Here is a 12089-nt window from a genome sequence, read left to right as displayed (position 1 = left end):
CGTTAATAATTATTTATGAGCAAGAAAAATGTAGCCGTTGTAATGGGCGGTTATTCTGATGAATATAAAGTTTCTTTAAAAAGCGGACAGCTGATTTTCGATTCTCTTGACCGCGAAATTTACAATGTATATAAAGTAGTCGTTCTGAAAGACGAATGGTATTTCCTTGATGAAAACGAACAGAAATTCCCGATTAATAAGGCTGATTTTTCGGTAAACCTGAACAACGGAGATGTTTTAAAATTTGATGCCTGCTTCAACATTATCCACGGGAAACCGGGAGAAAATGGCGAACTTCAGGCTTATTGGGATACGATTGGTCAAAAATATACCGGTTGTAATTTTTATCAGAGTGCATTAACATTCAATAAAAAAGATACATTAGCGGTTCTTGCAAAATACGGAATTCCTTCCGCAAAAAGCATTTATCTTAAAAAAGGACAGGAAATTAATGCCGATGAAGTGATTGATGAACTTGGACTTCCTTTGTTTGTAAAACCTAACCAAAGTGGCTCTTCATTAGGAATTTCAAAGGTAAAAGCGAAAGATGAATTTCAGAATGCGTTGGATTTTGCCTTTGCTGAGGACGACGAAATTTTAATTGAAAGTTTCCTCGACGGAATGGAAGTTTCCGTGGGTGTTGTAGATTTTAATGGCGAAACAATCGTTCTTGGGATTACAGAAATTGTTCCTTTGAAAGAATTTTTCGATTACGAAGCGAAGTATGAAGGTGCTTCGGAAGAAATTACACCCGCAAGAATTGACGATGCAACCCGAATTAAGGTTGAAGAAATTGCCAAAAGAGCTTACGATTCTTTAGGAATGAGCGGATTTTCGAGAAGTGAATACATTATTATGAACGGAATTCCTTACATGCTGGAAATGAATACAAACCCCGGTTTTTCTCCGGCTTCCATTTTACCACAACAAGCAAAGATATACGGCATTTCCATAAAAGAACTCTGTGGAAACGAAGTTGAAAAAGCGCTTAATAAAAACTAAAACATGAGAATAGCAGTTTTCCCCGGATCTTTTGATCCTATTACTTTAGGACATTACGATATTGTTGAAAGAGCAGCTCCGCTTTTTGATAAAATTATCATCGCAATCGGACAAAATTCCCAAAAAAAATACATGTTCCCTTTGGAAAAAAGGATGGATTTCATCCGAAAAGCAACTGAACATTTTGATAATGTTGAGGTAGATTTTTTTGAAGGCTTAACGGTTGATTATTGTTTAGAGAAAAATGCACAGTTCATCATTCGCGGACTTAGAAATCCTGCCGATTTTGAATTTGAAAAAGCTATAGCACACACAAACAGAACTTTAGCCCACAAAAAACTAGAAACGGTTTTCCTTTTAACATCTTCAGGAAAATCGTTCATCAGCAGCAGTATTGTCCGCGAAATCATTACACATAAAGGCGAATACGAACTTTTGGTTCCGGATGCGGTTAGAGTATAAATGCACGAACAATTCAATTTCATCATCGAAGTTCTCGGAACAATATCTTTCGCCATGTCCGGAAGTTTTGCGGCAATGCAGAAAAGGCTTGATCCTTTTGGTGTTTTGATTATCGCATTCGTAACTTCTGTTGGAGGCGGAACAGTTCGGGATTTGTTGTTGGACAGACCGGTGTTCTGGATGCACGATTTGTGGATGTGTTCGCTGATTTTCATTACCTGTATTTTTTCGATGATTTTTAAATCGATTGAAAAAAACTTCCGGGTGACGCTGTTTATTTTTGACAGTTTCGGATTGGGACTTTTTACTATTATCGGGATCCAGAAAGGATTAAGTGCAGAACTTCATCCCTTGATTTGCCTTACATTAGGAACCATTACAGGCTGTTTCGGTGGTATAATTCGTGATATTTTGCTGAACAGAATTCCACTGATTTTCAGAAAAGAAATTTATGCAACGGCGTGTATTTTGGGCGGTAGTGTATTTTTATTATTGGCGAAATTCACAACACTGTCTTACACTTTAGTTCAGATTCTAACGATATTACTGATTGTTGCAATAAGAACTTTAGCCGTAAAATACCACTGGCAAATGCCGAAATTTTATGGAACAGACCAAAATGCGGAAATGTAATGTACAACTTTGAAAATCCATTATTTGTCACCTTATCCGTTACAGGAATTGCCATAATATTGACTGCAATTATAATGACGATTTTTCCTCCCAAGAAAATAAATAGTTTTTATGGTTTTAGAACAAATCGCTCTATGAAAAATCAGGAAAACTGGGATTTTGCACAACAACATTTCTCAAGACAACTGATTTTTGCAGGATTAATCACAATATTTGTTTCGTTTACAGGATTGCTGCTGAATTCTACTGCAACTTACTGGATGATTATTGCTTTGATAATTCTTGTTCTTATTCTCCTCTTTTTTACTTTGAAGACAGAGAACGCACTCAAAGCATTTGAACATAAAAAATCCTGAAAATTTTTCAGGATTTTTAGTTTTATACTGTGAATAACATCTCTACATCTTTTTAGAAAAATTTTCCGCGCTGTCTCATGTTCGGGTTGTGCATATGTTTCTGCATGGAAGGCATTTTCAACTGATCTTTCATCATTTTAATTTGGTCCGTCATCATTCCGGCGCTGTCCAATCTTTTTGCTTCTTCCAATAATTTTTGCGCTTCCTGCTTTCTGCCTTTCTGCAAAGCTGCAGCTGCCAAATTTAAAGTCGCCATAGCTCTGTCGTGCTTCATATTCAAGCCATATTCCAAAGCTTTTCTCATTAAAGGTTCTACTTTAGTTGGATTGTCCTGAGCTAAAGTTAATCCCTGCAAATAATGGAAATATCCGTACTGAGATTTGTGAAGTTGGGATTGATAATTCGTGATTTTTGTTAACCATTCTGCAGCTTTAGGCATGTTTTGCTTTCTGAGTTGCCAAAATGCCAACAAAATAAATTCATTTTTAAAGAAAAGAAAAATTGGAACTGCCGCCAAAAGTGCAACCACAATTCCCCACCCAATCTGTCTGTTCATCATCAAAAAAACTCCTGCAGCAATTAGTAACGCCGCGATGACGAATTTTATGTATTTGTTCATTGTTAAATTTTAGAAGTGCAAAGATAGAAATTAGATGTTAGATTTCAGATATCAGACCTCAGACTTTCTTTCAAAGGTTTGAAAACAGAAATTGTAATTATTTTTTTCATCCTTTTGGTGGCAGATTTCGTCTGTTTTTCTCCAGATTTTTTCATCAATTTTAGGAAAGAAGGTATCTGCATTCAGTTCGGCATCAACTAATGTAACTTCAAGTTTATCAACCAAATCAATCGTCTGTTCGTAGATATTTCCACCTCCGATTATGAAAACGTTTTCATCAATTTTTTTAGCAAATTTGAGGGCTTCTTTAAGGCTACCAACGATCAGAATTCCTTCTTCAAACCAATCTTTCTTACGACTTACGACAATATTGGTACGGTTCGGAAGCGGTTTACCAATACTTTCATAAGTTTTGCGTCCCATAACAATTGGGTGGCCGGAAGTAATTTCTTTAAAATGTTTTAAATCTTTTGGAAGATGCCAAAGCAACTGATTATCAACACCAATTTCTCTGTTTTTGCCCATGGCAACAACGATGGTTGTCATTTTTCTTAAATTTTTACAAATTTAGCACATAATTTGTATATTTGGGTAACGTTAAAAAACAATAAAATAAACAAACTATGAGAAATAGAGGTTGTATGAGCGCCGGAACTATCGGTATTGCTCTTCTTGTCATCGCTGCTTTACTGTTCTTCTGGGGTAAAAACGGATACAATAGTTTTGTGGCTAAAGAACAGAACGTGAACACAAAATGGTCAAACGTTGAAACGGTTTATCAAAAACGCGCAAACTTGATTCCTAATTTGGAAAGAACCGTAAAATCTTACTCAAAATTCGAACAGGAAACTTTAACAAAGGTAATCGAGGCTCGTTCCAAAGCTACTTCTGTAAACATTGACCCAACGAATATGACTGAAGCAGACATGGCAAAATTTCAGGCTGCACAAGGAGAATTGAGCGGCGCTTTGAGCCGATTGATGGCGGTTGTAGAACAATATCCTAACCTAAAAGCTGACCAACAGTACATTAACTTCCAGAGAGAATATACTGCGATTGAAAACAGCATCCGAAGCGAAACCGTTTATTATAACGAAGCTGCACAGGATTACAATACTAGCATTAAGACGTTCCCGAATAATATTTTAGCGAACTTCACAAACTTTAAAGAAAAACCATACTTTAAAGCTGAAGCAGGAGCACAAAAAGCACCTGAAGTTTTCACTAACTAATGAACAAATTCTTAACAGATCATCAAATGGCTTCCCTCGTGGAAGCCATTCAAACAGCAGAAGACCATTCTACTGGCGAGATAAGAATCCATATCGATTCCAACACCGAAGGTAATAATGCAGAGATGGCTTATGAAGTCTTCCGAACATTAATAAAGGATAAAACTGTTGCACAAAACGGTGTGCTTTTTCACGTTAATTTCGAACAGCATTATCTGACGATTATTGGTGATGAAGGCATACACAATAAAGTTCATCAAAGTTTTTGGGACAAAATGCACGACGAAATCACGCACGAATTTTCCAAAGGAAATTATTTCGACGGATTGCGTAAAGCTGTTCTGGAAACTGGTTTAGAACTTAAAAATTATTTCCCTATTTCCGGGGAAAATCCAAACGAATTGCCGAATGAGATTACCTTCTCTTAAAAACTTTTTTGCTTTTTTATTCTTAGGCTTAAACCTTTTTGTTTTTGCCCAGAATATTCCTGCAAAACCGGCTGTTCTTTATCCGGTTTACGACCAGGCCAATCTTCTGAACGATACAGAAGAACAGATGCTGAACCAAAAACTCATCAAATTTGCAGATTCTACTTCCACAGAAATTCAGGTTATCATTATTCCTACAACTGGTGGTGAAGATGTGAATTATCTCGCAACCATGTATGGTGAAAAATGGGGCATCGGTGAAAAAGAACAGGACAACGGTATTGTTTTCCTTATCGCAACTGAAGACAGAGTGATGTCGATACAGCAAGGTCGTGGTGTAGAACGTTATCTTACTGCATCTGTTGCCGGACAAATTATTGATTACATTGTAACACCAAACTTCAAGCAAGGCCTTTACTACGACGGTATTAACCGAGGTACAACTGCAGTAATGGAAGCTGTACAGGGAAAATTTAAACCTGTTATCGACACGAATTCCGGAGAAGGCGGTTTGAGTATACTACAGCTTTTATTAATAGCTTTTGTCATCATGTTAATTTTAAGCTTCCTGTTCAGAAACCGTGGTGGCGGAAACGGAAATTATGATGACGATGACGACGATGTGATTCTTTCCAGACGCGGACGCAGAACTTATCCGGGAGGATTTTTCCCATTCCCTGGAGGATTCGGTGGAGGAAGCTTTGGAGGAGGCGGATTCGGTGGTAGTTCCGGTGGTGGCGGATTTGGAGGCTTCGGCGGTGGCGGAAGTTTCGGAGGCGGTGGTGCTTCCGGAGGTTGGTAAGAAAAGATTCCAAAAAATATAAAATCAGTCAGAAAATTTCAGGCTGATTTTTTTTTGAACCACCCCGTCTAAAATTCTGCGAATTTTATCCACCCCTCCAGAGAAGGGAGTTTTTTCGGGGCGGCGCTTCGCGCCGCCCCGAAAATCTTAACCACCAATTAACTTCCTGTTTTTGCACTTCAGCAGATTTTTCCCTATTTTTACTGATATGCCAAATTCCGACAAAAAAACGCTGGTGATTTTCGCTCATCCTTATCTGGAATATTCCAATTCCAACAGGGAGCTCATCAACTTTTATGAAAGACATCAGCATTTTACTTTTCGGGATTTGTATGAAGAATATCCGGATTTTCATATCCCCGCTTTTCGGGAGAGAAAAAGAATAAAAAATTATGACAGAATTATCTTCCATTTCCCGATGATCTGGTTTGGAATGCCGCCTTTGGTCAAACTTTGGATTGATGAAGTTTTCGACAGAAACTGGCTCAAAGAAGATGCAGAAAACCCTATAAAAGGGAAAGAAGTCTTCTTTTTGATTACAACGGGAGGTAAAGAAAAATCCTTTCAGAAAGATGGAACCTATCAATATACCATTGATGATATGATTAGCGGATTAATTGTTTCTCTGCGAGTTTTCGGGGCAGAAATAAAAGATATGATGATTGTATATGAAGCAGAAAAACTTTCCAAAAAACAAATTATCGCCCATAAACTCAAATTTGTAGAACTCCTGAACCAATAATGGAAACATCAATTGCAATGAATGCCCTTATTTTTCTTGGCGCCGCCATTATTATGGTTCCGGTGGTGAGGAAACTTGGGCTTAGTTCTGTTATCGGTTATATTTTAGGCGGAATTATAATTGGTCCATTTGTTTTAAAACTTACAGGAAAAGACACGGCAGACATTATGCACGCGGCAGAATTTGGCGTAGTAATGCTTTTATTTTTGATAGGACTCGAACTGGAACCTAAAAAATTCTGGGCAATGCGGAAGAGAATCGTTGGACTCGGACTTTCGCAAATGGGTTTTACCATTGTAATTCTTGCCGCGATTTTTTTGATCGCAGGTTGGAGAAGCGACCAGGCAATTGCTGTTGCGATTTGCTTTGCAATGTCTTCTACAGCTATTGTGCTGCAAACTTTGCAGGAAAAAAATCTTTTTAAAACCGTTGCGGGAGAAGCTTCGTTCTCTACCCTACTTTTTCAGGATATTGCGGTGATTCCTATTTTAGCCATACTTCCATTTATCGCGAATTATAAACCAAAAGAAGAAAACGAAGTTCAGTTGTTGCTGCAAAAATTTCCGGAATGGATTCAGGCTGCTTCTGTACTTTTCGGAGTTGTTTTGTTGATTTTATTGGGAAGATTTGTTTTCGTTCCGTTTCTGAGATATGTTTCAAAATCCGGGATGAGCGAATTGTTAACAGCCTCATCATTGTTTCTAGTCATTGGAGTTTCGGAACTGATGGTTGCGATTGGACTTTCGCCGGCTTTAGGTGCCTTTTTAGCAGGAGTCATGTTAGCCAACAGCGAATTCCGTCATGAACTGGAAGCGCAAATCGACCCTTTCAAAGGATTGCTTCTCTCAGTTTTCTTTGTGAGTGTAGGTTCTACCATCAACTTTTTCACGATTAAGCAAGATCCTGTTTTTATTTTCAGTTTGGTGGCCGTAGTTTTGGTTGTGAAATTTTTAGTGCTTTTTCTTACCGGAAAGTTTTTCAAAATAAATAATACCCAAAACTTTTTCTATGCTTTTGCGCTTTCGCAGGTGGGAGAATTTGCGTTTGTTTTGATTAATTACTCAACCAATCTCTATCTGTTTGATAAGGTTTTGAATTCTCAATTGATGGCTGTAACCGCGATTACCATGTGCATTACGCCGTTTCTTTTAATTTTGAATGACAAAGTAGTTACCAAGCGATTTAATCCCGAACCTGAAAATGAAGATACCGAGTTTCATATTCTAGATAATAAAGTTCCACAGAAAAAAGTGATCATCGTTGGTTTCGGACATTTCGGAAGTACGGTTGGAAGGCTTCTGAAAGCCAATAAAGTTCCTGCAACAGTTTTGGATTACGATTCGGACAGGGTAAGACTTTTGAGAAGTTATGGTTTTAAAGTTTTTTACGGTGATGCAACAAGAATTCCGGTTCTTCGAGCCGCAGGTATTGAAGACGCCGAAATTTTGGTTTTATGTTTGGACGACCCTGAAGACAACAAATTTATCGCCAATTTGGTTAAAGAACAGTATCCAAAAGTGAAAATATTTGTTCGCGCAAAAAACCGTCTCGACGCATATCATTACATCAATACCGGAATTGATAATATCTACCGCGAAACTTTAGGAACCGCTGTTGATATGGCGGTAGATGTTCTGAATGAAACCGGAATGCGTAAATATGCCGCACGAAGACTCGGCAAAAGATTTGTCACGATTGATAAGGCTTCCGTAAGGAAATTGGCAAAAGAAATGATTGCCGACCAAGTAACCTTCACCACTAAAGACGCGCTGGAACGAGAAGAAGAACTTCTTGCACTTGATTCCCTTAATTTTGAAACTCAGGAGTGGAAAGACCGTGATGATGAAGGCGACGACGACAAATAATTACAGTATGGAAATACTTCCACCACTCGATTTCTTACTTCTGGTAACATTAAGATTTCCTCTTTTTGAAACCGAAATATCACCACCCGAACTTGCGGAAGCGCTTAATGTATTCTGAACACCAACATCAATTCCACCTGAACTTGAAGCATCCAAATCTGCATTTTCAACTACTAAATTTTTTGCGTCAATAGAACCGGAAGACGAAACATCGAAATCGGCGTTTTTAGCTTTACCCGAAATTTCAACATCACCGGATGAAGAAACGTCGCCGGAAAGATTGACTGCCCAAATTTTTCCTTTGAAGCTACCACTGCTCGAAACATTGATATCAAAATCATTGGCTTCCAAATCTCCGATTACGGAACCTGAACTTGAAGCATCAACAGATAATCTTTCAATTAAAAATTTATCTTTCAACGTAATAGAACCGCTTGAATTTGCCTGAAGTTTGCTAAAATCTTTCGCGTAAACTGTTGCTTTTACCATTCCGTTCGAACGCACATTGGTATTCGGTTTAAAATGAATGTGCAGTTTCCCGTTGTTGTTTTCAACAAGAATGACGTCCAATAAATCTGACGGCGCGGAAATTACCACCTTTTCTTCATTCGATTTCAAAACCGTAGCCTCAATGGAAGTTGAAACCTGAAGTTCATCAAAATCGCCACTAAAAGTTTTTTCGCGAACCGGGCCTTTTCCTTCCACAGTTGTTGTGTTAAAAGGATTAATCACGATGGAATCGGATTTGCTGTTGGTACACGAAGCTGTTATCAGTGAAATAAATGCTGCTGAAATAATCGTTGTTTTCATAGTGTTATTTTGGTATTTAAATTTAAATAAAAGTATTAGAAATTGTATCTTTAAACCTTTAAATAATTCAACAACTTAAGAATGAAAAATATTACATCACTGTTTTTCCTTTCCGCATTAGGCTTCGGAATAACGTCTTGTTCTACTATGAAAAATACTGAAACTTCTGCAACAGAAAGCGTTGCTGTATCTCCGGAAATGGCTTCTAATCCGTTTATGACGAAAAGTAAGCTGCAATATCAAGCGCCAGAATTCGATAAAATTAAAAACGAACATTTCAAACCTGCTTTCGATTACGGGATGAAAGTTCAGTTGGCAGAAATTAAAAAAATTGCCGAAAACAAAGACGCTCCAACCTTCGACAACACCGTTCTTGCCCTTGAAAACAGTGGCGAAGTTTTGAAAAGAGCACAGATTGTGTTCTTCAATCTTACCGGTTCCAATACGAATCCAACTTTACAGCAGGTTGATGAAGAGTTTGCACCAAAATTTGCAGCTCAGGAAGACCAAATTTTCCTGAATGACAAATTGTATCAGAGATTTAAAGCTGTAGATACATCAAAACTGGATGCTGAAAGCAAAAGATTGACTGAATATTATCTTCAGAAGTTTGAAATTGCTGGAGCAGACCTTTCTGAATCTCAAAAAGAGCAGGTGAAAAAAGTAAATGCTGAATTGGCAACGTTATCTACACAGTTTTCCAACAAACTTTTGGATGCCCGTAAAAACGGTGGCGTTTTAATTACGGACGTAAAAGAACTGGATGGACTTTCTGCTGATGAAATCGCAGCAGCTGCAGCAGACGCAAAAACTGCCGGAAAAACTGGATATCTTTTGACATTGCTGAACACAACACAGCAACCGCTTCTTCAAAACCTTAAAAACCGCGCGACAAGAGAAAAACTTTTCAAAGCATCTTGGTACAGAGCAGAAAAAGGAAATAATGATGACACCAGAAATATTTTGGAACGTCAGGCGAAACTAAGAATGGACAAAGCACATCTTTTGGGTAAAAAATCTTTCGCTGAATGGAAATTACAAGACCAAATGGCAAAAACTCCGGAAAATGCAATGAATCTTTTGGCTCAGTTGGCAACTCCGGCTGTAGAAACTGCAAAAAGAGAAAGGGATGAAATTCAGGCTTTAATTGATAAACAAAACGGAGGTTTCAACCTTGAACCTTGGGACTGGAATTTCTATGCAGAACAGGTTCGTAAAGCGAAATACGATTTGGACGAAAACCAAATCAAGCCTTATTTTGAAGTAAGAACTGTTTTGGAAAAAGGAGTCTTCTTCGCAGCGGAAAAATTCTATGGAATTACGTTTAAAGTAAGAAATGATTTGCCAGTTTATCATCCTGATGTAACGGCTTACGAAGTTTTCGACCGTGATGGAAAATCTTTGGCAATTTATTACTTGGATTTCTACACAAGAGACAACAAAAATGGTGGAGCCTGGATGAGCAACTTTGTAGAGCAATCTCATTTGAACGGAACAAAACCTGTAATTGTGAATGTTTTCAACTTTCAAAAACCTGCTGAAGGTAAACCATCTTTAATTTCTTATGATGATGTTTCGACAATGTTCCACGAGTTTGGGCACACGTTACACGGACTTTTTGCGAACCAGAAATACACTTCAATTTCCGGAACCAATACACCGAGAGATTTTGTAGAGTTCCCTTCTCAAATCAACGAGTTTTTTGCTTTGGAACCAGCAGTTTTGAAAAATTATGCGATTCATTACCAAACCAAGCAACCAATGCCACAAAGTTTGGTAGATAAAATTAAAAAAGCCGCAACCTTCAATCAAGGTTATGCAACTACAGAATTGGTTTCTGCAGCTACTTTGGACATGAACTGGCATTCGGTAACCGATGCTTCTCAGTTTAAACCTACTTTGGAATTCGAGAAAAATGTACTGAACAAATATGGCTTCACACTTTCTGAAGTTCCGCCAAGATACCATACTCCGTATTTTGCACACATCTGGGGAGGTGGTTATTCTGCAGGATACTATGCTTACATGTGGAGCGACGTTCTGAACGCTGCAGCTTGGGACTGGATTTCCAACAACGGCGGAATGACACGTGCAAATGGTGACCGTTTCCGTCAGTATATCCTTTCTGTAGGAAATTCCGTTGACTTGAACAAAGCCTTCAAAGATTTCACAGGAAAAGACCCGGATATTAAACCTTTGCTGAAGAATAAAGGGTTTATTAAATAATTCAATTTATCTTTCATCCAATAAAAAACCGTCTGAAAATTTTCAGGCGGTTTTCTTTTGCAAAAAATCTCTACATTCGTTAGATGAAGCGCAAAGGAGTCTACATCTACATTATTCTCATCATCATTTTTATGCTGATTCAGATAATTTCGTCGCCGGATTTGGACAGTAAATTCTCGATGTTTCGGGTACCGATTTTTCAGCGAGAAATGATGCAGATGGCTTTGCTCATTGCATTTTTCTATTTTAATTACGTGGTGCTGATTCCGAAATTATTTAATCAGAAAAAATATTTTCTGTTTGCAATTTCCGTATTTGCCTGTTTTTTTCTCATTGCAATTCTGCCTCAAATTTTAATACTAACATCAGGATATCCAGTTCCTCCTATTCCACCAAACGGACAGAACGAATTCCCTTTCTTTTGAGTGGTGCAGCGAGTAATTACTTTTCGCAATTGGGTGGCGTCATCCGAAGTATTTCCGATGTTTTGGGAACTACTTTTTATCCGTTTGATTATTTTAAATTGGATTTGGTTTCTTCCAATGTTGAAGATGCTTCCAAACACACAATCGGTCTCACTTTTTATACTCCCGAACTTTTATTGATTGATATTATTGATAATAAATACCTGCTTTCAAAAGAGCTGGAAAAACAGAATGGTTTTGAAACATTTATGCTGCCGTTTCATCCGCAGGTTTCGGTTTCGTGGGTGGAGAATACTTAAAATTTGGCTAAGCCAGAAGTGTTCTTTAAATATTGAAGCGGGCTAAAGCCCGCTCCGTTTGATATAAAAATTTATTCTTGCTGTGACACGCGATAAATAACGTCTCTACAAAAAAAATCGGCGCGATTTCATCGAGGCCACTGAAAAACCGTATCAATTTTAGGATTTATGGTTTTCGGTCATTAACT

Annotated in this window: 15 protein-coding genes; 12 read left to right on the top strand and 3 right to left on the bottom strand. The window is 37.9% G+C overall.

The annotated features are described in order from the left end of the window. Positions 1-15: 15 nt before the first annotated feature. The 4 genes from Q0252_RS06910 to Q0252_RS06895 are packed head-to-tail and all read left to right on the top strand — an operon-like array spanning position 16 to position 2453. Complete coding sequence (locus Q0252_RS06910; RefSeq protein ID WP_297984817.1) at positions 16-1002, top strand: D-alanine--D-alanine ligase; 987 nt, start codon at positions 16-18, stop codon at positions 1000-1002. Positions 1003-1005: 3 nt separating this feature from the next. Further along, positions 1006-1464, top strand: a complete 459-nt coding sequence (gene coaD / locus Q0252_RS06905; protein WP_297984815.1) for a pantetheine-phosphate adenylyltransferase — start codon at positions 1006-1008, stop codon at positions 1462-1464. Further along, complete coding sequence (locus Q0252_RS06900) at positions 1465-2097, top strand: trimeric intracellular cation channel family protein (protein WP_297984813.1); 633 nt, start codon at positions 1465-1467, stop codon at positions 2095-2097. Next, complete coding sequence (locus Q0252_RS06895; RefSeq protein WP_367174824.1) at positions 2097-2453, top strand: SdpI family protein; 357 nt, start codon at positions 2097-2099, stop codon at positions 2451-2453. The genes Q0252_RS06900 and Q0252_RS06895 overlap by 1 nt, the downstream gene beginning before the upstream one ends. Positions 2454-2505: 52 nt before the next feature. Here Q0252_RS06895 and Q0252_RS06890 read toward each other — a convergent pair whose 3' ends face one another. Together Q0252_RS06890 and Q0252_RS06885 are read right to left on the bottom strand one after the other, a co-directional pair. Continuing rightward, positions 2506-3072, bottom strand: coding sequence for a DUF2892 domain-containing protein (locus Q0252_RS06890; RefSeq protein ID WP_297984811.1), 567 nt, complete (start codon positions 3070-3072; stop codon positions 2506-2508). Positions 3073-3123: 51 nt separating this feature from the next. Next, a complete protein-coding gene (locus Q0252_RS06885) occupies positions 3124-3618 on the bottom strand; it encodes a dihydrofolate reductase (protein WP_297984809.1) in 495 nt (164 codons plus the stop codon). A 77-nt stretch (positions 3619-3695) separates the two neighbouring features. On the opposite strand from Q0252_RS06885, the gene Q0252_RS06880 reads away from it, so the two are divergent. From Q0252_RS06880 to Q0252_RS06860, 5 genes are all read left to right on the top strand, one after another. Continuing rightward, positions 3696-4304, top strand: coding sequence for a LemA family protein (locus Q0252_RS06880; protein WP_297984807.1), 609 nt, complete (start codon positions 3696-3698; stop codon positions 4302-4304). After that, positions 4304-4732 carry a TPM domain-containing protein gene (locus Q0252_RS06875; RefSeq protein ID WP_297984805.1) on the top strand — a complete coding sequence of 143 codons (429 nt, stop codon included), beginning with the start codon at positions 4304-4306 and terminating at the stop codon, positions 4730-4732. The genes Q0252_RS06880 and Q0252_RS06875 overlap by 1 nt, the downstream gene beginning before the upstream one ends. Beyond that, on the top strand, positions 4713-5534 hold the full coding sequence (locus Q0252_RS06870) for a YgcG family protein (RefSeq protein WP_297984803.1): 822 nt from the start codon (positions 4713-4715) through the stop codon (positions 5532-5534). Before Q0252_RS06875 ends, Q0252_RS06870 begins: the two co-directional genes overlap by 20 nt. 208 nt (positions 5535-5742) lie before the next feature. After that, positions 5743-6276 carry an NAD(P)H-dependent oxidoreductase gene (locus tag Q0252_RS06865; protein ID WP_297984801.1) on the top strand — a complete coding sequence of 178 codons (534 nt, stop codon included), beginning with the start codon at positions 5743-5745 and terminating at the stop codon, positions 6274-6276. Further along, positions 6276-8141: a monovalent cation:proton antiporter-2 (CPA2) family protein gene (locus tag Q0252_RS06860; RefSeq protein ID WP_297984800.1), complete on the top strand. Its 1866-nt coding sequence runs from the start codon at positions 6276-6278 to the stop codon at positions 8139-8141. Before Q0252_RS06865 ends, Q0252_RS06860 begins: the two co-directional genes overlap by 1 nt. Here Q0252_RS06860 and Q0252_RS06855 read toward each other — a convergent pair whose 3' ends face one another. Beyond that, positions 8142-8951, bottom strand: coding sequence for a head GIN domain-containing protein (locus Q0252_RS06855; RefSeq protein WP_297984799.1), 810 nt, complete (start codon positions 8949-8951; stop codon positions 8142-8144). Between the two features lie 81 nt (positions 8952-9032). Here Q0252_RS06855 and Q0252_RS06850 point away from each other — a divergent pair, with 81 nt between their 5' ends. The 3 genes from Q0252_RS06850 to Q0252_RS06840 all read left to right on the top strand — a co-directional run bounded on the left by Q0252_RS06850 (position 9033) and on the right by Q0252_RS06840 (position 11901). Then, positions 9033-11177 (top strand): M3 family metallopeptidase, encoded by a 2145-nt coding sequence (locus Q0252_RS06850; protein WP_297984797.1) that lies wholly within the window; start codon positions 9033-9035, stop codon positions 11175-11177. 83 nt (positions 11178-11260) lie between these two features. Beyond that, positions 11261-11602 (top strand): hypothetical protein, encoded by a 342-nt coding sequence (locus tag Q0252_RS06845; RefSeq protein WP_297984795.1) that lies wholly within the window; start codon positions 11261-11263, stop codon positions 11600-11602. Beyond that, complete coding sequence (locus Q0252_RS06840; protein WP_297984793.1) at positions 11599-11901, top strand: hypothetical protein; 303 nt, start codon at positions 11599-11601, stop codon at positions 11899-11901. The genes Q0252_RS06845 and Q0252_RS06840 overlap by 4 nt, the downstream gene beginning before the upstream one ends. Positions 11902-12089 lie beyond the last annotated feature (188 nt).

This window comes from uncultured Chryseobacterium sp. (assembly GCF_936933875.1).
GTDB lineage: Bacteria > Bacteroidota > Bacteroidia > Flavobacteriales > Weeksellaceae > CAKZIK01.
The sequence above is the reverse complement of the archived record's forward strand: the minus strand, read 5'-3'. Positions and strand labels throughout refer to the sequence as shown.

Coding starts and splice junctions, on each gene's coding strand:
- Q0252_RS06880 (WP_297984807.1), top strand. CDS start 3,696: ATGAGAAATAGAGGTTGTATGAGCGCCGGAACTATCGGTATTGCTCTT.
- Q0252_RS06850 (WP_297984797.1), top strand. CDS start 9,033: ATGAAAAATATTACATCACTGTTTTTCCTTTCCGCATTAGGCTTCGGA.
- Q0252_RS06890 (WP_297984811.1), bottom strand. CDS start 3,072: ATGAACAAATACATAAAATTCGTCATCGCGGCGTTACTAATTGCTGCA.
- Q0252_RS06900 (WP_297984813.1), top strand. CDS start 1,465: ATGCACGAACAATTCAATTTCATCATCGAAGTTCTCGGAACAATATCT.
- Q0252_RS06860 (WP_297984800.1), top strand. CDS start 6,276: ATGGAAACATCAATTGCAATGAATGCCCTTATTTTTCTTGGCGCCGCC.
- Q0252_RS06845 (WP_297984795.1), top strand. CDS start 11,261: ATGAAGCGCAAAGGAGTCTACATCTACATTATTCTCATCATCATTTTT.
- Q0252_RS06855 (WP_297984799.1), bottom strand. CDS start 8,951: ATGAAAACAACGATTATTTCAGCAGCATTTATTTCACTGATAACAGCT.
- Q0252_RS06870 (WP_297984803.1), top strand. CDS start 4,713: ATGAGATTACCTTCTCTTAAAAACTTTTTTGCTTTTTTATTCTTAGGC.
- Q0252_RS06895 (WP_367174824.1), top strand. CDS start 2,097: ATGTACAACTTTGAAAATCCATTATTTGTCACCTTATCCGTTACAGGA.
- Q0252_RS06865 (WP_297984801.1), top strand. CDS start 5,743: ATGCCAAATTCCGACAAAAAAACGCTGGTGATTTTCGCTCATCCTTAT.
- coaD (WP_297984815.1), top strand. CDS start 1,006: ATGAGAATAGCAGTTTTCCCCGGATCTTTTGATCCTATTACTTTAGGA.
- Q0252_RS06910 (WP_297984817.1), top strand. CDS start 16: ATGAGCAAGAAAAATGTAGCCGTTGTAATGGGCGGTTATTCTGATGAA.
- Q0252_RS06875 (WP_297984805.1), top strand. CDS start 4,304: ATGAACAAATTCTTAACAGATCATCAAATGGCTTCCCTCGTGGAAGCC.
- Q0252_RS06885 (WP_297984809.1), bottom strand. CDS start 3,618: ATGACAACCATCGTTGTTGCCATGGGCAAAAACAGAGAAATTGGTGTT.